Source organism: Streptomyces sp. NPDC002181 (assembly GCF_042890485.1).
GTDB lineage: Bacteria > Actinomycetota > Actinomycetes > Streptomycetales > Streptomycetaceae > Streptomyces.
Map to the genome: position 1 here is coordinate 344,062 of NZ_JBIASC010000003.1, position 17,647 is coordinate 361,708.

At 73.2% G+C, this 17,647-nt stretch carries 14 protein-coding genes and 3 pseudogenes; 14 read left to right on the forward strand and 3 right to left on the reverse strand.

Going from position 1 to position 17,647, the window contains the following annotated elements:
- Window positions 1–48 precede the first annotated feature (48 nt).
- The 5 genes from ACFYXV_RS10945 (at window position 49) to ACFYXV_RS10965 (ending at window position 4,671) form a co-directional block, all read left to right on the forward strand.
- The gene (locus ACFYXV_RS10945) at window positions 49–780 is read left to right on the forward strand and encodes a phosphatase PAP2 family protein (RefSeq protein WP_389382670.1); all 732 of its coding nucleotides are present in this window, start codon (window positions 49–51) and stop codon (window positions 778–780) included.
- Window positions 781–907: 127 nt separating this feature from the next.
- A complete protein-coding gene (locus ACFYXV_RS10950; RefSeq protein ID WP_389382671.1) occupies window positions 908–2,443 on the forward strand; it encodes a carboxylesterase/lipase family protein in 1,536 nt (511 codons plus the stop codon).
- Window positions 2,444–2,503: 60 nt separating this feature from the next.
- Window positions 2,504–3,535 carry a LacI family DNA-binding transcriptional regulator gene (locus tag ACFYXV_RS10955; RefSeq protein ID WP_385470660.1) on the forward strand — a complete coding sequence of 344 codons (1,032 nt, stop codon included), beginning with the start codon at window positions 2,504–2,506 and terminating at the stop codon, window positions 3,533–3,535.
- A 118-nt stretch (window positions 3,536–3,653) separates the two neighbouring features.
- Window positions 3,654–4,139 carry a hypothetical protein gene (locus tag ACFYXV_RS10960; RefSeq protein WP_389382672.1) on the forward strand — a complete coding sequence of 162 codons (486 nt, stop codon included), beginning with the start codon at window positions 3,654–3,656 and terminating at the stop codon, window positions 4,137–4,139.
- Window positions 4,140–4,188: 49 nt separating this feature from the next.
- Window positions 4,189–4,671 (forward strand): hypothetical protein, encoded by a 483-nt coding sequence (locus ACFYXV_RS10965; protein WP_389382673.1) that lies wholly within the window; start codon window positions 4,189–4,191, stop codon window positions 4,669–4,671.
- On the opposite strand, the pseudogene ACFYXV_RS10970 reads toward ACFYXV_RS10965, so the two are convergent.
- The 3 genes and pseudogenes from ACFYXV_RS10970 to ACFYXV_RS10980 form a co-directional block, all read right to left on the reverse strand.
- Window positions 4,663–5,371 (reverse strand): annotated as a pseudogene (locus tag ACFYXV_RS10970) (IS5 family transposase). The gene ACFYXV_RS10965 and the pseudogene ACFYXV_RS10970 overlap by 9 nt on opposite strands.
- 40 nt (window positions 5,372–5,411) lie before the next feature.
- Window positions 5,412–6,137 carry a phosphatase PAP2 family protein gene (locus ACFYXV_RS10975; protein WP_389382674.1) on the reverse strand — a complete coding sequence of 242 codons (726 nt, stop codon included), beginning with the start codon at window positions 6,135–6,137 and terminating at the stop codon, window positions 5,412–5,414.
- A 79-nt stretch (window positions 6,138–6,216) separates the two neighbouring features.
- Window positions 6,217–7,179 carry an alpha/beta hydrolase fold domain-containing protein gene (locus ACFYXV_RS10980; RefSeq protein ID WP_385470652.1) on the reverse strand — a complete coding sequence of 321 codons (963 nt, stop codon included), beginning with the start codon at window positions 7,177–7,179 and terminating at the stop codon, window positions 6,217–6,219.
- A 245-nt stretch (window positions 7,180–7,424) separates the two neighbouring features.
- Between ACFYXV_RS10980 and ACFYXV_RS10985 the strand changes: the two genes are divergently transcribed.
- The 9 genes and pseudogenes from ACFYXV_RS10985 (at window position 7,425) to ACFYXV_RS11025 (ending at window position 17,646) form a co-directional block, all read left to right on the forward strand.
- Entirely contained in the window at window positions 7,425–7,955 is a 531-nt protein-coding gene (locus tag ACFYXV_RS10985) for an ATP-binding protein (protein WP_389382675.1), read from the forward strand.
- A 205-nt stretch (window positions 7,956–8,160) separates the two neighbouring features.
- A pseudogene (locus ACFYXV_RS10990) lies at window positions 8,161–9,777 on the forward strand (AMP-binding protein); the annotation flags it as partial.
- 210 nt (window positions 9,778–9,987) lie between these two features.
- Window positions 9,988–10,362: pseudogene (locus ACFYXV_RS10995) on the forward strand (acyl-CoA thioesterase); the annotation flags it as partial.
- A 52-nt stretch (window positions 10,363–10,414) separates the two neighbouring features.
- Window positions 10,415–12,718 carry an FAD-dependent monooxygenase gene (locus ACFYXV_RS11000; protein WP_389382676.1) on the forward strand — a complete coding sequence of 768 codons (2,304 nt, stop codon included), beginning with the start codon at window positions 10,415–10,417 and terminating at the stop codon, window positions 12,716–12,718.
- A gap of 10 nt (window positions 12,719–12,728) precedes the next feature.
- On the forward strand, window positions 12,729–13,805 hold the full coding sequence (locus tag ACFYXV_RS11005; RefSeq protein ID WP_389382677.1) for a carbon-nitrogen hydrolase family protein: 1,077 nt from the start codon (window positions 12,729–12,731) through the stop codon (window positions 13,803–13,805).
- On the forward strand, window positions 13,802–14,986 hold the full coding sequence (locus ACFYXV_RS11010) for a cupin domain-containing protein (RefSeq protein WP_389382678.1): 1,185 nt from the start codon (window positions 13,802–13,804) through the stop codon (window positions 14,984–14,986). Before ACFYXV_RS11005 ends, ACFYXV_RS11010 begins: the two co-directional genes overlap by 4 nt.
- Window positions 14,987–15,003: 17 nt before the next feature.
- The gene (locus ACFYXV_RS11015) at window positions 15,004–15,918 is read left to right on the forward strand and encodes a fumarylacetoacetate hydrolase family protein (protein ID WP_389382679.1); all 915 of its coding nucleotides are present in this window, start codon (window positions 15,004–15,006) and stop codon (window positions 15,916–15,918) included.
- 86 nt (window positions 15,919–16,004) lie between these two features.
- Window positions 16,005–16,730: an Asp/Glu racemase gene (locus ACFYXV_RS11020; protein ID WP_385470714.1), complete on the forward strand. Its 726-nt coding sequence runs from the start codon at window positions 16,005–16,007 to the stop codon at window positions 16,728–16,730.
- 61 nt (window positions 16,731–16,791) lie between these two features.
- On the forward strand, window positions 16,792–17,646 hold the full coding sequence (locus ACFYXV_RS11025; RefSeq protein WP_389382680.1) for a PaaX family transcriptional regulator C-terminal domain-containing protein: 855 nt from the start codon (window positions 16,792–16,794) through the stop codon (window positions 17,644–17,646).
- The last annotated feature ends 1 nt before the right edge of the window (window position 17,647 follow it).

Consider the following 17,647-nt stretch of genomic DNA (forward strand, 5'->3'; position numbering starts at 1 on the left):
TCCCCGCGTGTCCCCACCGCTGCGGGAGGCCACCGTGAAAGGCCCGTCATGTCACGTCCCCCGTACGGCCCCCCGCCCGCGCACCACGCGTCCAACTCCCTGATCCCCGCTCCCCGGCACCACCTCCCCGCGGCTCCGCCCCGCCGCGCGGGCGCCGTCGGAGCCGCCCTCCTCCTCGGATCACTGCTGATCGGCCTCCTGGTCGCCACCGCCCGACGCCCCTTCTTCCAGGGGCTGGACGAGCGCTGGGCCGCGTCCCTGAACAGCTCGCGCGCCGACGGCTTCACCGGCTTCGCCACCGTGCTGGACCGGCTCGGCGGCCCGCTCGGCACGATCCTGCCGCTCGTTCTGGTCGGCTGCCTCTGCGTCTACGGGCGCTGGAGGTCGGCGCTGTTCGCCCTGGCCTCCGGCATCCTCACGAACGTCCTCGTGGTGCTCCCGCTCAAGGGGTTCGTCGACCGGCCCCGCCCGCCGCATCCGTGGGTCCTGGTCACGGACGGCTCGTTCCCCTCGGGGCAGGTGTTCAGCGCCGTGACCCTGGTGTTCGCGGCCGGAGTCCTGGTGTTCCCGCCGCGCGCCCGCCGCTGGTGGTGGCTCCTCGCGGCGCTGTACGTCGGCCTCATGATGTTCAGCCGCACCTGGCTGCACGCCCAGTGGCTCAGCGACACCGTCGCCGGGGCGCTGGCCGGCGCGGGCAGCTGCATGTTGCTGTGGAGGGCGTTCGAACCGCTGCTGAGGACCGAGGCCGAGCGCATGGCCGCCGGCAGCCTGTGGCTGTGAGGTCGCCGGACCTCGTCCGTATCGAGAATCATTGACGGTCGTCCAATATTCGCCATACTCTCGTGACCGGGGCCGGCGTCGCGTCCACCGCACCCGCCGGCCCCCGGAACGACGAAGGAAGGGCCTCATGGCACACCCCGAGCACCGCACCCCTCCGCCCGTGGTCGACCTCCCCGCAGGACGACTGCGCGGGTCGGCCGAAGACGGGCTCTCCGTCTTCCGGGCCGTCCCGTACGCCGCACCCCCGGTCGGTGACCTGCGCTGGCGACCCGCCCGGCCGCACCCCGGCTGGAGCGGCACGCGCGACGCGCGCGCCGACGGCCCCAGCGCCCCGCAGATGTACCGGGAGGGCGGCGACCCGGTCCTCGGGGGCCACGGATCGCCCCCCTTCGACGAGGACTGCCTCACCCTCAACGTCTGGACCCCCGCGGCCGACGGCGCCCGCCGCCCGGTGCTCGTGTGGATCCACGGCGGCGGCTTCGTCTCCGGATCGGGATCGCTGCCCGGCTACGGCGGCGCGAGCTTCGCGCGCGACGGGGACCTGGTCTTCGTCGGCATCAACTACCGCATCGGTCCGCTCGGCTACTTCTCCCCGGACGAGGATGCCGAGGCCGCCAATCCCTGGCTCTCCGACCAGCTCGCCGCCCTGTACTGGGTGCGGGAGAACATCGCCTCCTTCGGCGGCGACCCCGACGGCATCACCGTCGCCGGCCAGTCCGGCGGTGCCGTCTCCACCGCCGCCCTCGCCGGGCACCCGCAAGCCGAGGGGATGATCCGCCGGGTGATCCTGCAGAGCCCGCCCTTCGGGCTGGACCTCCCCGGCCCCGACGCCTACCGCGAGCGCACCGCCGCCTTCCGGGAACTGGCCGGCGCCAAGACCGCGGAGGAACTGCGGGCCCTGCCCTGGCCGGCGCTGATCGGCGCGACGGGCGGCCTGTTCGCCCTCACGGGGCGCTGGGGCCACTGGCCGACGCCGTTCCTGCCCGTCGTCGACGGGGTCACCCTCGCGCGCCATCCGGCCGAGGCCCTGCTGCACGGGGCGGCGGCCGGCATCGACGTCATGATCGGCTGGACCCGCGAGGAGGCCAACTTCGGCTTCGCGCTCGACGAGGGGTACGCCGCCGCCACGCGGGAGCAGGTGACCGAGCGGATCGCGGAGACCTTCGGGGCCGAGGCCGCGCCCGGGGTCTACGCCGCGTACGAGGCGGCCCGCCCCGGCGCCCGTCCGGCCGACGTCCTCATGGACCTGATCACGGACGAGCTCTTCCGCGTCCCGTCCGTCGGGCTGGCCGAGGCCCGCGCCGGCTCGGAGCACCCCGTCTGGGCCTTCCAGTTCGACCTTCAGGCCGCCGCGTACGAGGGCCGTCTCGGCGCCGCCCATTGCCTCGAACTCCCCTTCGTCTTCGACAACTTCGAGCAGTGGCCGGAGGCCCCCTTCCTCGCCGGACTCGCCCCGGCCGTACGCGACGGCCTCGCCCGCACCATGCACCGGGCGTGGATCGCCTTCGTGCGCACCGGCGACCCGAACCACCCCGGCATGCCGCAGTGGCCCCCGTACGACGCGCGGACGCGGACCACGATGCGTTTCGACGCGGCCGTCACCGCCCTCGACGACCTCGCCGGGGCCTCGCGCCGTCTGCACGAAGCCCGCGGGGCCGAATGATCTAACTCGTGTAACCTGGGGAGAAAGCGGTGACGGTCGACCCGAGGAGCACCGAGGACCATGCCCAGGGAGTCCAAGGCCAAGGTGGCGAGCAGTCCCGCGCCACCCGTGTCGATCACCAGCGCGGACGTGGCCCGGCTGGCCGGGGTGTCACGCGCCACCGTGTCCTTCGTGCTGAACGACACCCCGGGCCACCGGGTCAGCGAGAGCACCCGCACGCGAGTGCTCGACGCGGCCCGGCAGCTCGGCTACGTACCGCACGCCGCGGCCCGGTCCCTGCGCGCGGGGCGCAGCAACCTCGTCCTGATGCCCGCTTCGATCTCGGCGATCGGCCGGCTCGTCAGCGACTGGGTCGACGACCTGCACAGCGAGCTCGACCGGCGCGGCTACACGACCGTCCTGCACGCGGGCCGCTTCGCGGATCCGCTCGACGCCGCCCGCGCCTGGGCCGAGCTGCGCCCGGCCGCCGTCGTCGCCCTCGACGGCGACCGTTTCACCGCCCAGGCCGCCGAACTGCTGAGCCGCGCCGGAGTGCGCGGCCTGCTCGCGTTCGCCGCCCGTCCGGTGCCGGGCGTCCACACCATCGGCTTCGACCACGCGGACATCGGCGCCGCCGCCGCGGAGCACCTCATCGCCCGGGGCCGGAAGCGGATCGGCGTGGTCCTGCCCCAGGAGCGCGGCCTCGGCACCCTGGCCCTCCCGCGCCTGGCCGGAGCGGAGTCGGTCGCGGCCCGGCACATGGCGACGGTGGCCCCGGTGGAGCTCGCGTACACCAGGGAGTCCGCGACGGCCCTCGCCCGGCGCTGGCCGAGCCTGGGCCTGGACGCCGTCTTCGCGTACAACGACGAGTACGCGGCGCTGCTGCTGCACGCACTCCGGGCCGAGGGCGTCGCGGTACCGGACGAGGTCGCGATCGTCGGCTCCGACGACCTGGTCCTCTCCGCCCTCCAGGAGCCGCCCCTCACCACGGTCCGCCTGGAACTCCCCTCCCCGGCACGGGTCGCCGACGCCCTGCACGAGCTGATCGAGACGGGGACGACGCCCCCGGTCCCCGCCGTGGAGGCCCTCCTCGTCCACCGCGCCACCTCCTGACGGACGGGTGCGCCGCCGCGCGCGCCGACGGCGGCGCGTAGGCCGTTCCGGCGCGGCCGGGGCGGGTCAGGGCGTGTAGCGCCCACCGCGCCCGGACCCGCTGCCACCCTCGTGGTCCATGGATGTCAGTGCCTTCTACGCCCTTTTCTCCGCCACCTGCTTCACGCTGGTCGGCCTGTGGTGGAACGTCGTCCAGAGCCATGCGGCCTGGATGAGCGACCCCTCGCTGCGGCGCGTCGTCGGCGGGATCTACCTCTCCTTCCTGCTGCCGGCCCTGATGGGTCTCTTCGCGCAGATCGGCGGTACCGGGCAGCCGCAGATCTGGCGGGCGGCCTTCGTCGCCCTCTCCGCGGTCGGCTGTGCGTGCACCCTGCGGCTGCTGGCCCGCTCCCGGGGCGACCGCTTCGTCACCCGGCAGCAGGCCGGCGCCGCACTTCTGTACGCCCTCATCGCCGTCGTCGGCGCCCGTCCCGAACTCGCCGGCCACATCGGACTGCGCCCCATCCAGGCCGAAGCCCTGCTGCTGATCGGACTGATCGTCCTGGGGCACGCCCTGGTCTGGCGGTTCATGGCCGGAGAGGGCCGCGCCGAGAGCAAGGCTTAGGCATCGTTTCTTTCGGTGCCTCGTGGGCCGGGCTGTGCAGGATACTGCTGTGGTGCTGTTGACGTGGATTGCTGAGGTGGCGGCCGAGCCCCTGGTCTTGGAGCCGGCTGACCGGCGGGTGGAGTGGGAGACCAACACCTGGTCGCTGAGTACGGCGGACGAGGACAGGAGGTCGTTGTCCGTCGCCGCGGTGGTGGCCGCCTTCGAGCGGACTGCTGCCGCCATCCGGGAACGCATTCGCGATCTGGGCTTTCCCGGCGTGGCGACGTTCTACGTGTGGCACGACGAACAGGCCGGGCGGCTTCGGTGCTCGACCGGTTCTGTGCCCCCGGATGCGCTGCCGTTCAGCGGCGCCTATGTGGCTTCCGACGACCTCGGTCCGGTCGTCGAGAGCTTTCTGGCCGACTGCCAGTCAAACTCCATAGCCTGGTCGGATCTGGACGACGTGCAGAGCGCCTCGGTGAAGACCGGGACCGAGCCGGAGATCGTGCCGTTCGGCGTCTGGGTCGCCAGTGTCGGGGCCTCACGCTGACTGTTCCTGCTCGTCCGCGCGGACGAGTCCGCGGTGACAGATGAGGGCTGCGGCCATGCCGGCGAAGGCGAGGAAGTGTTCGGGCTAGCGCTCGTAGCGGCGGTGGAGCCGACGGCAGTCGACGGGCCGGGACTTGCGGAGCCATCGACGCAGGTGATCGAAGTCGTAGCCCTTGTCGGCATGTAGTTTCGCCGGTCGTCGCCGCCGTGGGCCGCGGCGTGAGCGGATCGGCGGGATGCCCGGCACGAGCGGTTCAAGGCCTTGGCTGTCATGCATGTTCGCGCCGAGATACCAAGCGACAGCGGCAGCCCGTTCGGGTCGGTGAGCAGATGAGTCTTCGATCCCGACTTGCCTCGGTCGGTCGGATCAGGTCCCGTCAGAGGCCCCCTTTTTGCAGCCCGCATGCTGACGGAGGCGATCGCGCAGCGTGGCCGGTCGAGTTCCCCGCGGGCGGCGAGTTCGTCGAGGATGACGCGGTGGAGCGTCGGTAGACCGTCCGCCAGCTCGGGCCGAACACCGGTGGAAGCTGCCGCCACGTGCAGCCCGAGGTCGCCACGAAGATGATCGCGGCCAAGGCTTCGCGGTCACCAGCTCGACGCCGGCCGCCGCCCTGCGGGCGTACGGCCTCTGTAGGAGGTACCACCCGCTGGAACAGCACCCACAACTCGTCCGGCACCAACCGCTCGACCAGATCCGTCATGCACGGTCCAACGAACGACCACGCCCAAAGAAGCAACGTCTTAGGCCGGGCGGCTGCGGCTGCTGCTGCGGTTGCGGTTGCGGTCGTGTTCGCGGGCGAGCGCGGGGGAGAAGGCCCACCACGCCAGCAGCGCGGTCCCGGCGCCGGCCGCCGCGCCCGCCAGGGTGTCGCTGAGCCAGTGGGCGTGCAGCCAGGTGCGGCTCCACATCATGGCCAGGGTGAACACGGCGCCCCCGGTCCACCAGGCCCGCCGCCGCGCGGCCGGGACCAGCAGGACGCCGACCAGGACGACGAGCAGGGCGGCGCCCGCCGCGTGGCCCGAAGGGAAGGAGCCGTGGTCGACGCGGACCATCGGGTTCGCCGGGCGCGGGCGGTCCACCAGGTGCTTGAGCCCCTGCACCACCGCCATGCTGCCCGCCAGGTAGACCCCGAGCAGGAAGCCCGCCGAGACCCACCGTCTTCGAACGAGCAGGAAGACCAGCAGTGCGAGCGGTACGACGATGCCCAGCGGGCCGCCGAACCAGTTGAGGACGGCCGCGACGGCTGCGGGGAACCCTTCGTGCGGTCCGCCCATCCAGTCCAGCCATCGCTCGTCCGCGCCCTGGAACGGCGGGTTCACGATGTCCGCGCGGACGGTGAGGGCCAGCGCTGCGGCCGTGCCGAGCAGCAGTACGGCCAGGAGCAGGATGCCGGGGCGGCGGCGCCGGTCCGCCGCCCCGGTCAGGGTCGCGGGGGAGGCGGCCGGGGCGAGTGTGTGCCGGGACATGAATGCCTTTCGACGTACGCGTGGGGGCGCGGCCGCGCCGCGCCCCCACGGTGGGACATCAGTGGAACCGGGAGGGAGCTCAGGCCCCCGCGCCCAGGTGGCGGGCCAGGAAGGCCACGCTCTCGGCGACGATGGCGGGGATGTCGGGGGAGCCGAGGAAGATGTGGTCGGCGTCCACCACCGGCTTCAGCGTCACCTCGCCGCCCGCGTTCGTCAGCGCCTCGGCCAGGGTCTCGCTCTGGCTGTACGGGACGAGACCGTCCGCCGTTCCGTGGATCAGCAGGAACGGCGGCGGGTTCGAGCCGGGCACGGCGTACGTGACCGGGCTCGCGACCCGGGCCGGCTCGGCCTGCTCGGCCGCGGGAACGCCCAGCAGGGCGGCGTACGGGTCGGGGAACTCGGCGCCGGTCGGCATCGGCAGCGGGTGCGCGGCCAGGGCCGGCAGGTCGTGGACCCCGTACCAGTCGACGACGGCCAGGACCCCGGTGTCGCCGGAACCGACGCCGTGGGAGCCCTCCAGCGCCGCCAGGGTCTCGGCGTCCGTGCTGCCGGGGCGGACGAGGCCGGCCAGCGCGGCCAGGTGGCCGCCCGCCGACTCGCCCCAGACGCCCATCCGGTCCGGGTCGATGCCGAGAGCGGGGGCGAACTGCCGCACGTAGCGGATCGCGGCCTTGACGTCGTGCAGCTGGGCCGGGAAGGGGGCCTCCAGGCTGTGCCGGTAGTCGATGGAGACGAGCGCGAGTCCGGCGCCGAGCACCGCGCCGTGCAGCAGGGCGGCCGGCACGGTCGGCGGCGGGTAGCGGCGGTCGCCGTCCAGCCAGCCTCCGCCGTGGATCCAGACGACCGCCGGGAACGGGCCCTCGCCCGCCGGGAGCTGCACGTCGAGCAGTCGCGGACGGTAGCCGGGGGTGGTCGCGTACGTGATCCCGTCGAAGCGGCGGATGCCGTCGGCGCCGGTCACGGGCGGCACGGGCTGCTGGTACGGCGGGGGCGGCCAGGTCATGTCGGCGATGTCGAACTCGGCCGGGGGAGATTGCGTCATTGAGCTCTTCCCAATTCGGTGTGCGGCCTCGGCGGCCGGCGGGTCCGGTGCGGGCGGCCCAGGCTTCGTAACGTTTTGTCCGAAATGCTTGCGCGGGCACCGGGGGAGGCTTAGCGTGTTACACGTGTAATCACAACTCTAGCGACGCGTTTCCGCTGACCACAAGCCCACGGAGCATCTGAGTTCCCAGGTAGTCACACGAGACACTCACAGCGGGCGTCGCCTTCCCCTTCCGGGAGCACGTCATGCTCACCACCGTCGCCTTCCCCGCCCAAGCGGGCGCCGCAGCCGCAGCCGCCCCCGCGAGCGCCCCGGCCGTCGCCACCCCCGCGAGCCCCCGGGCCGTCGCCGCCCCGGCTTCGCCCCGCGTCCGCGGCTTCGCCCACTGGGTGGCGGAGCCCACCCCGGCGGCCGTCCCGATCCTGCGGGCCCGCGTCCGGGCCGTGCTGGCGGGCTGGCCGGTCTCCGCCGAGGTGGCGGACGTCCTGCTGATGGCCGTGAGCGAGCTGGCGGGCAATGTCGTCCAGCACGCCGCCGCAGGCGGCCGGATGCGGGTCGGGCTGGCCTTCGACGGGGGCCGGCTGCGGCTGGAGGTCGCCGATCGGGGAGCCCGCCCGCCCCTGCTGCCGGATCCCGCCGCAGAGGTGGACCCGGATGCCGAAAGCGGCCGCGGGCTGCTGATCGTCCAGCTGCTGGCGGCCGAGGCGGGCGGGGAACTCCGCGTGGTGGCGGACGAGTTCGGCACCGCCGTGCGGGTGTTCCTGCCGGTCACCTGACCCCGTCCGCACGCGTCCCGGAGCCCGCTCGGAGTCGGTCCGGCGGCGGTTCTGCGGCGGCTTGGCGGCGGCTCGGGGGAGGTCCGGGGGAGGGCCGGGGAGGGTTCGGCGTCCACAAAAATATCGAGCAATGTTGACGGACGCAAAATTATCGAGATAACTTCCATGCATCTCCCCCGCTGCTCCCTGATTGAGGTGCCGCCCCATGGAGCTCTCCCCTTCCGCGCACGCCGACTCCTTCTGTAGAGACCGGCTGCCGGCCTTCCCCCTCTGGCCCGAACTCCACTTCGACCTCCCCGAACTGGACTATCCGGACCGCCTCAACTGCGCCGCACGCCTGCTCGACGATGCCGTCGAGCGCTGGGGCCCCGACCGCCCGTGCCTCCTCACCCCGACCGAGCGCTGGACCTACGGCGAACTCCAGCGGCGCGCCAACCAGGTCGCCCAGGTGCTCACCGAGGACTTCGGCCTCGTGCCGGGCAACCGCGTCCTGCTGCGCGCCCCCAACAACCCCTGGCTCGTGGCCGCCTGGTTCGGCGTCCTCAAGGCGGGCGGGGTCGCCGTCACGACGATGCCGCTCCTGCGCGCCGCCGAACTCGCCGAGCTCTGCGAGATCAGCCGTCCCACCGTCGCCCTCTGCGACCACCGCTACATGGACGAGCTCGCGACGGCGGCCGCCCGGAGCCCCGCCGAGCTGCCCGTCGTCCCGTACGGCGGCGCCGGCGTCGCTGACCTGACCGCGCTCTGCGCGGCCAAGAGCGGCGTGTTCGCCACCGTCCCCACCGCCGCGGACGACGTGGCGCTGATCGCCTTCACCTCCGGCACGACCGGGCGGCCCAAGGCGACCCTGCACTTCCACCGCGACGTCCTCGCCAACGCCGACACGTTCTCGCGGCACGTGCTGAGGCCGCGCGCCGACGACGTGTTCACGGGCACGCCGCCGCTCGCCTTCACCTTCGGCCTCGGCGGGCTCGTGGTCTTCCCGCTGCACGTCGGGGCCGCGACCCTGCTGATCGAGCAGGCGACCCCGGAGCAACTGGCCGACCTGGTCGACGCGCACGGCGTGACCGTCCTGTTCACGGCGCCCACCGCCTATCGCGCGATCATGGCGGCCGGCGCGGTGGGCCGACTGGCCGGGCTGCGCCGCTGCGTGTCCGCCGGTGAGGCGCTGCCCGCCGCCGTGTGGGAGGAGTTCCACGCCGCCACCGGGCTGCGCATCATCGACGGCATCGGCGCCACCGAGATGCTGCACGTCTTCATCTCCGCGGCAGACGAGGACATCCGCCCCGGTGCCACGGGCCGCCCCGTACCCGGGTTCCGCGCCGCAGTGGTCGACCAGTACGGCGACCCCGTCCCCGACGGACAGCCCGGCCTGCTGGCGGTCACCGGTCCCACCGGCTGCCGCTACCTCGCCGACCCGCGCCAGGCGGCGTACGTCAGGAACGGCTGGAACATCACGGGCGACACCTACATCCGTGATGCGGACGGCTACTTCTGGTACGTCGCCCGCAGCGACGACATGATCGTCTCCTCCGGCTACAACATCGCGGGCCCGGAGGTCGAGAAGGCCCTCGCCGCCCATCCGTACGTCGAGGAGTGCGGGGTCGTCGGCGCGCCCGACGAGCGGCGCGGCATGCTGGTCAAGGCGTACGTCGTGCTCGGCGCCGGGGTCCCGGCGGACGAGGCGACGGTGCGGGAGCTCCAGGCCCACGTCAAGGGGGCCATCGCCCCGTACAAGTACCCGCGTGCCGTCGAGTTCGTCGCGCAGCTCCCGCGCACCGGCAACGGGAAGCTCCGGCGCGGCGAGCTGCGCGAGTGGGCCCGGGCCTCCGCCGCATCCGCGGGAGTGCCCGCGGGAGTGCCCGCGGGAGTGCCTGCGGGAGTGCCTGCGGGAGTGCCTGCGGGAGCGACCGCCGAGACCGACCCCGGCTGCGCCGCCGGCTGCCCCGAGGCCCTCGTCCCGCGCCTCCCCGGCGTGGTCGTCGAGCGCCGCGTCGAATGGCCCGACACCGACGCGGCCGGCCACTACCACCACTCGACCGTCGTGCGCTGGGTGGAAGCGGCCGAAGCCGTGCTGCTGCGCCGCCTCGGTCTCGCGCACCTCTTCGGCAGCACCCCGCGCGTGCACTTCGAAGCCGACTACCGGGCCCGGCTCTGGTTCGGCGAGGCCGTGCGGATCGAGCTGAGCGTGGCCAAGGTCGGCTCCAGCTCCCTGACGTACGTGTTCACCGTCACCGGCGAGGAGGGCGTGGAGGCCGCCTCCGGGCGGATGGTCATCGCCCACTCCGCGGCCCGCGCGACCGGGACCACCCCCTGGCCCGCCGACGTGCGCGAGGTGCTGACGAAATCGGGCCCGCAGGCGCCCGAGCTCCTCGCTTCCCCCGCGAGGGATGTTGAGCATTGTTGACGGTCGCCAAATCTACGCCATATGTTGTTCCGGAACCACGAGGAGGTACGCCGTGCGCGTAGCAGTCATCGGAGGAGGGCCCGGCGGGCTGTACTTCGCAGCCCTGGCCAAGCAGCTCTCCCCCCACTGGGAGGTCACCGTCTGGGAACGGGGCGCCCCCGACGACACGTTCGGCTTCGGGGTCGTCTTCTCCGACGAGACCCTCGACGGCATCGCGCAGGCCGATCCCGGGATCTACGCGGCCATGTCGGCGGAGTTCGCCCGCTGGAGCGACATCGACGTCACCCACCGGAACCGGACCCTGACCTCCGGAGGCCACGGCTTCGCCGCCCTCGGCCGCAAGCAGCTGCTGCGGATCCTCCAGGAGCGCTGCGCCGCACTCGCCGTGGACGTCCGCTACCGCACGCAGTCGCCGCCCGCCGCCGAGCTGGCGGCCTCGTACGACCTCGTCGTCGCCTGCGACGGCGTGCGGTCCGCCACGCGCGCCGCCTACGCCGACGTCTTCGGGCCCGACCTGGACGAGCGCTCCGGCCGTTACATGTGGCTGGGCACGGACAAGGTGTTCGAGGCCTTCACCTTCCTCGTCGAGGAGCGGGACTTCGGCACCCTCCAGGTGCACGCCTACCCCTACGACTCCACCCGCTCCACCTTCATCGTGGAGATGGACGAGGCCGCGTGGCGGCGGGCGGGCTTCGCGGAGTTCGCGGACCGCGACCACCCGCCGGGCACCAGCGATCTCGACAGCATCGGCCGCTGCGAGGAACTGCTCGCCGCCCATCTGGACGGCCACCGGCTCCTCCCCAACAACTCCAAGTGGCTGCGCTTCACCACCGTGCGCAACCGCACCTGGCGGCACGAGAACGTGGTCCTGCTCGGCGACGCCGCCCACACGGCCCACTTCTCGATCGGCTCCGGCACCAAACTGGCCATGGAGGACGCCCTGGCCCTGGCCGCCTGCCTGCACGAGCATCCGGACGTGACGGGCGCGCTCGCGGCGTACGAGGCCGAACGCCGGCCGGTGGTGGAATCCACCCAGCGCGCAGCCCAGGCCAGCCTCGAATGGTTCGAGAACATCGGCCGTTACACGGCCCAGGAGCCGCCGCAGTTCGCCTTCAACCTGCTGACCCGCAGCCGCCGCGTCACGTACGACAACCTGCGCGTGCGCGACGAGGAGTTCACGGCCGCCGTCAACTCCTCCGCCCCCGTGCCTCCGATGTTCCGCCCCTTCCCGCTCGGAGGACTGCTCCTGCGCAACCGGGTGGTGGTGCCGCCCACCGCCCTCGGCACGGCCCGCGAAGGCGTACCGGGCGATTTCGACCTCGTGCACCTCAGCACCCAGGCCCTCGGCGGCTCCGGCCTGGTCCTCGCCGGGATGACCGCCGTCAGCGCCGAAGGCCGGGCCACCCCCGGCTGCCCCGGCCTGTACACCGACGGGCAGGAGGCCGCCTGGCGGCGGACCACCGACTTCGTCCACGGCCAGTCCGACACCTGCCTCGGCATCCAGCTCACCCACGCCGGCCGCCGCGCCGCCGTCGGCGACGCCCCGCCGATCGCCGCGTCCGCCGTGGCCTGGGACGAGCGCAGCCCCGTCCCGCGCGAGGCCACCGCGGCCGATATGGACCTCGTCGTACGGGACTTCGTGCGGGCGGCCCGGCGCGCCGACCGGGCCGGCTTCGACGTACTGGAACTCCAGTACGGGCACGGACACCTGCTGTCCGGGTTCCTCTCGCCGCTGACCAACCTGCGCACCGACCGGTACGGCGGCGACCTCGCCGGGCGGCTGCGCTTCCCGCTCGAAGTGCTGCGCGCCGTACGGGAGGTGTGGCCCGCGGGGAAGGCGCTGCTCGTGCGGATCTCCGCGGCCGACTGGGCCGAGGGGGGCCTCGGCGAGGCCGACGCCGTGGTCATCGCCCGGGCCCTCGCCGACGCGGGCGCCGACGGGATAGACGTCTCCACCGGCGAGGTCGTCGCCCACGAGCGGCCCCGCTACGGGCGCAGCTACCAGACCCCGTACGCCGACCTGATCCGCAACGCCACCGGAGTGCCCACCATCGCCGTCGGCGCGATCTCCACGTACGACGACGTGAACTCGATCATCCTGGCCGGCCGGGCCGACCTCTGCGGGGTGGGCCGCGCCCAGCTCCACGACCCCCTGTGGACCCTGCACGCCGCGGCCGCCCAGGGCTACCGCGGGCCCGCCGCGCCCTGGGCGCCCGGCTGGCAGGCGGGGAGCGGCAGACCGCCCGCCGCCCGCACCGACCGGGTCCCGCCGCGCCTGGAGCTGTTGCGGCAGCCCGCCGCGCCGGTGCACCAGCGCTGGCTGCCGCGCCCGGTCGCCGCCGCGCCGGCCAACTGAGGAGACCCCGATGGAAACCCCGCCGAACGGCACGCCCGCGAGCCATCTGTCCCCGAGCCATCTGTCCCCGAGCCATTTGCCCCAGAGCCATCTGCCCCGCTTCACGGCGGCGGCCGTCCAGGCCTCGCCCGTCTACCTCGACCCCGCCGCCACCGTGGACAAGGCCGTCGCGCTCATCGCCGAGGCGGCCGGGAACGGTGCCGAACTCGTGGTCTTCCCCGAGGTGTTCGTCCCCGGCTACCCCTACTGGAACTGGACGATGAACCCCGTCCAGGGCTCGCCCTGGTTCGAGCGCCTCCAGCGCGCCTCGGTCGACGTCCCCGGCCCGTACGTGGACGCCCTGCGCGCGGCGGCCCGCCAGTACGGGGTCGTCCTCGTCATCGGCGTCAACGAGCGCGCCGCGCACAGCCTCGGCGTCCTCTACAACACCCTGCTCACCATCGGCTCCGACGGCGCGCTCCTCGGGGTGCACCGCAAACTGGTGCCCACCTGGGCCGAGAAGCTCACCTGGACCGGCGGCGACGGCAGCTCCCTGCGCGTCCACCCCACCCCCGTGGGCCCGCTCGGCGCCCTCGCCTGCGGCGAGAACACGAACACGCTGGCCCGCTTCGCCCTCCTCGCGCAGGGCGAACTCGTCCACGCCTCCTGCTACATCGCCCTGCCCGTGGCCCCGGCCGACTACGACATGGCCGACGCCATCGCCGTCCGTACCGCCGCCCACAGCTTCGAGGGCAAGGTCTTCTCCGTCGTCGCCTGCTCCACCGTCTCCCCGGAGATCGTGGACCTGCTCGCCGGGGACGACGAGGAGCTGCGCGCCCTGTTCCAGCGGCCCCGCAGCGCCCTGTCCGGGATCTTCGGCCCCGACGGCCGCCCGGTCACCGAACCGCTCGTCGACGACGAGGGCGTCGTCTACGGAGAGATCGACCTCGGCCGGTGCATCCAGCCCAAGCAGATGCACGACATCACCGGCCACTACAACCGCTTCGACATCTTCCGCCTCGAAGTCGACAACCGCCCCCGCCCGCCGGTCACCTTCACCGCGCCGCCGGCGAGCCCCCGGACCACCACGCCTGAGGAGGACGTATGACCATCGAGCAGGACGACACCGTGCTCGGCCGCGCCCGGGTCAGTGACACCCCCGAGCTCACCGCCTACTACGGCGAGCTCGAAGCCCTGGACGCTGGCGCCCTGTGGACCGTCGCCAACGACATCGAGCCCTGGTACCCGCAGCCCAAGTCCGTTCCCGTGCTGTGGCGGTACGAGGAGCTGCGGCCCCTCGTCCACAAGGCCCTCGGCATGGTCAAGGCCGACGACGCGGGCCGCCGCGTCGTGATGCTCGTCAACCCCGGCCGCAGGGACGTCAGCGCCGCGGCAGGCCTCCTCTACACCGGGCTCCAGATCATGGGCCCCGGCGAGGCCATGACCGCCCACCGCCACCAGGCCGCCGCGCTGCGCTTCGTCCACGAGGGCACCGGCGCCTGGACCGTCGTCGACGGCCAGAAGCTCAAGGTCGGCCCGCGCGACTTCGCGATCACGCCCAACGGCACCTGGCACGAGCACGGCAACGACGGCGAGGACGGACCGGTCATCTGGCAGGACGGCCTCGACATCCCGCTCGTCAACGCGCTCGACGCCGGGTTCTACGAGGTCCACCCCGAGCTCCACCAGACGCCCGGGAAGGTGGTCAACTCCTCCGTGCTCGAGTACGCCGCGAACCTGCTCCCCTACGGCTCGGAGCGCTGGAGCCGGCCCTACTCGCCGCTGCTCGCCTACCCCTGGGAGCCGACGTACGAGGCCCTGCTCGGCCTCGCCAAGGCCGGCGTGGGCTCCCCGTACGACGGGATCATCGCCGAGTACACCAACCCGGTCACCGGCGGCTCCGTGATGCCCACCATGGGCGCCCACATGCAGTTGCTGCGCCCCGGGCAGGCCACCCGCGCCCACCGGCACACCGGCTCGGTGATCTACACGGCCGCCAAGGGGCACGGGGTCTCGGTCATCGCCGGGCAGCGCTTCGAATGGCGTCAGGGCGACATCTTCTGCGTCCCCTCCTGGGCCTGGCACGAGCACCACAACCTCGACCCGTCCGAGGACGCCTGCCTGTTCTCCTTCAACGACTTCCCCGTGATGCGCTCGCTCGGCTTCCACCGCGAAGAGGCGTACCCGGAGAACGACGGCCACCAGCCGATGCCGGCCGCCCCCGCGCCGAGCGCCACCGCCCCGGCCACCACCGCCCCGGCCACCACCACCCCGACCGCCACCGCCTGAGCCCGAGGGACCCCACCATGCGTCTGCTCACCTTCACCGCCTCCGCCGCCGGAGATCCGGCACCCCGCCTCGGCGCCGACGTCGACGGTCTCGTCCTCGACCTCGCGGTCCTCGCCGACCACGCCGGCGTCGACCTGCCGGGCGATCTGCTCTCCTTCGTCCAGGCGGGCCCCGCCGCGCAGGAAGCGGCCCGCCGCCTGATCGGGGCCGATCCGGCCGCCCGCCCGGCCGGGGGCACCCACCGGCTCGAAGACGTCACCCTGGCCGCCCCGCTGCGTCCCGGCAAGATCATCGGGGTCGGCCTCAACTACGTGGAGCACGTCGAGGAGTCCAGCCGCAGCCTGGACACCGACAAGGAGCTCCCGCCCCGTCCCGTCCTGTTCAGCAAGCCCGCCACCGCCGTCACCGGCCCCGGCGCGCCGATCCTCCACAACGGCGACCTCACGCGGCAACTCGACTGGGAGTGCGAACTGGCCGTCGTCATCGGCCGTACCGCGTTCCGCGTGAGCGAGGAGGACGCGTACGAGCACGTCTTCGGCTTCAGCATCGTCAACGACATCAGCGCCCGCGACCAGCGCCGCTCCGGCCAGTGGTTCTTCTCCAAGGGGCAGGACTCGTACGCCCCCTTCGGCCCGGTGGTGGTCACCGCGGACGAGATCCCCGACCCGATGGCCCTGGACCTCTCCCTGCGCGTCAACGGCGTCACCAAGCAGAAGTCGAACACGCGGCACATGCTGTTCCCGATCGCCCGCCTCATCGCCGACATCAGCTCCGGCGTGACCCTGGAGCCCGGCGACGTCATCGCGACGGGATCCCCGTCCGGGGTCGGCGCCGGCATGGTGCCGCCGGAGTTCCTGGTTCCGGGCGACAGGGTGGAGGCGACCGTCGAGCGCATCGGCACCCTGGCCAACCCGGTCGTCGACGCCCGCTGATCCCCCGCACCGGCAAGCACCCAGGAGTACCCGTGCCGCCCCGCACCTACCGCATCGGCCAGATCGTGCCGAGCTCGAACGTGACCATGGAGACCGAGGTCCCCGCCATCCTGCGCGCCCGCCAGGCGGTCCTGCCCGACGAGAGGTTCACCTTCCACTCCAGCCGGATGCGCATGACCCATGTGACCCCGGAGCAGCTCAAGGCCATGGACGCCGACTCCGACCGCTGCGCGGTGGAGCTGTCCGACGCCCGCGTCGACGTGCTCGGGTACGCCTGCCTGGTCGCGATCATGAGCATGGGCCTCGGCTACCACCGCACCTCGGAGCAGCGGCTGCACACCCGTACGGTCGAGAACGGCGCACCCGCGCCCGTCGTCACCAGCGCCGGCGCCCTCGTCCACGGACTCCACACCATGGGCGCCCGAAAGATCGCGCTGCTCGCCCCGTACATGCGCCCGCTCACACGGACGGTCGTGGACTACCTCACGCACGAGGGCATCGAGGTCCTCGACTACGAGGCCCTGGAAATCCCGGACAACCTCGACGTGGCAGCCCACGACCCGGCCAGGCTGCCCGGTCTCGCCCGCGCGCTGGAGTACGCGGACGCCGACGCGGTCGTGCTCTCGGCCTGCGTGCAGATGCCCTCGCTCGGCGCCATCGAGGAGGCCGAACAGCTGCTGGGCAAGCCGGTGGTGTCGGCGGCCGTCTGCACCGCCCACCAGATGATGCGTGCCCTCGACCTGCCGGCGGTGGCCCCGGGCGCGGGGCACCTGCTCTCGGGGGCGTTCGCGCGGACGCCGCTTCCGCGGTAGGGGCCGGGGCGGCGGGGGAGGGGCTGGATATGATCGCGACCGCGCACTACGGAAGGCGATCATGTCGGACAGTCCCCTCAGGCCCAGCTCGTTGATCAACACGGTCTACGGAGCGTTCCTGCGCCGCCTCGGCGGCTGGATCTCCATCGCGGACCTGATCACGCTGATGGGCGAGCTGGACGTGGACGGCCCGGCGGTGCGGTCGGCGATCTCGCGCCTGAAGAAGCGCGGGGTCCTCGAACCGGAGCGCCGGGGCGCCACCGGGTACCGGCTCAGCCCGGCCGCCCACCCCGTCTTCGACGAGGGCGACCGCCGCATCTTCGCGAGCCTCGAACCGGCCGACCTGGCCGACGGCTGGGCCATGGCGGTGTTCTCCGTACCGGAGTCCGAGCGCGCCCACCGCTACCAGCTGCGCACCCGGCTGACCTGGCTCGGCTTCGGCAACATCGCGCCGGGTGTGTGGCTGGCGCCCGGGCGGCTGCTCGACGACGCCCGCGCGATGCTCGTACGGCTCGGCCTCAGCGAGTACGTCCACCTGTTCGCCGCCGACTACGCCGCCTTCAGCGACCTGGCGCAGACGGTCAGCGACTGGTGGGACTTCCCGGCGATCCAGATCCAGTACGCGGCCTTCACCGACACCTACGCCCCCGTCGCCGCCCGCCTCGCGGCGGAGGGGGAGCCCGCCCCGGCCGAGGCGTTCCGCCACTACGTCCCGCTCCTCACGCAGTGGCGCCGCCTTCCCTACCTCGACCCGGGCCTGCCGACCGAACTCCTGCCGGCCGACTGGAACGCGGTCGCGGCCCGCCGGCTCTTCCAGCGGCTCCACGAGGTCCTCCTGGACCCGAGTCTCGACCACGTCCGCGCCGTCACGGGCCTGGAGGGAGGCCGGCGGGCAGGACACCCCCTGGACGAATGAG

What these genes read in the sequence shown, in the direction of transcription:
- ACFYXV_RS10945 (WP_389382670.1), top strand. Translation starts at nt 49, where the DNA reads ATGTCACGTCCCCCGTACGGCCCCCCGCCCGCGCACCACGCGTCCAAC.
- ACFYXV_RS10950 (WP_389382671.1), top strand. Translation starts at nt 908, where the DNA reads ATGGCACACCCCGAGCACCGCACCCCTCCGCCCGTGGTCGACCTCCCC.
- ACFYXV_RS10955 (WP_385470660.1), top strand. Translation starts at nt 2,504, where the DNA reads ATGCCCAGGGAGTCCAAGGCCAAGGTGGCGAGCAGTCCCGCGCCACCC.
- ACFYXV_RS10960 (WP_389382672.1), top strand. Translation starts at nt 3,654, where the DNA reads ATGGATGTCAGTGCCTTCTACGCCCTTTTCTCCGCCACCTGCTTCACG.
- ACFYXV_RS10975 (WP_389382674.1), bottom strand. Translation starts at nt 6,137, where the DNA reads ATGTCCCGGCACACACTCGCCCCGGCCGCCTCCCCCGCGACCCTGACC.
- ACFYXV_RS10980 (WP_385470652.1), bottom strand. Translation starts at nt 7,179, where the DNA reads ATGACGCAATCTCCCCCGGCCGAGTTCGACATCGCCGACATGACCTGG.
- ACFYXV_RS10985 (WP_389382675.1), top strand. Translation starts at nt 7,425, where the DNA reads ATGCTCACCACCGTCGCCTTCCCCGCCCAAGCGGGCGCCGCAGCCGCA.
- ACFYXV_RS11005 (WP_389382677.1), top strand. Translation starts at nt 12,729, where the DNA reads ATGGAAACCCCGCCGAACGGCACGCCCGCGAGCCATCTGTCCCCGAGC.
- ACFYXV_RS11010 (WP_389382678.1), top strand. Translation starts at nt 13,802, where the DNA reads ATGACCATCGAGCAGGACGACACCGTGCTCGGCCGCGCCCGGGTCAGT.
- ACFYXV_RS11015 (WP_389382679.1), top strand. Translation starts at nt 15,004, where the DNA reads ATGCGTCTGCTCACCTTCACCGCCTCCGCCGCCGGAGATCCGGCACCC.
- ACFYXV_RS11020 (WP_385470714.1), top strand. Translation starts at nt 16,005, where the DNA reads ATGGAGACCGAGGTCCCCGCCATCCTGCGCGCCCGCCAGGCGGTCCTG.
- ACFYXV_RS11025 (WP_389382680.1), top strand. Translation starts at nt 16,792, where the DNA reads ATGTCGGACAGTCCCCTCAGGCCCAGCTCGTTGATCAACACGGTCTAC.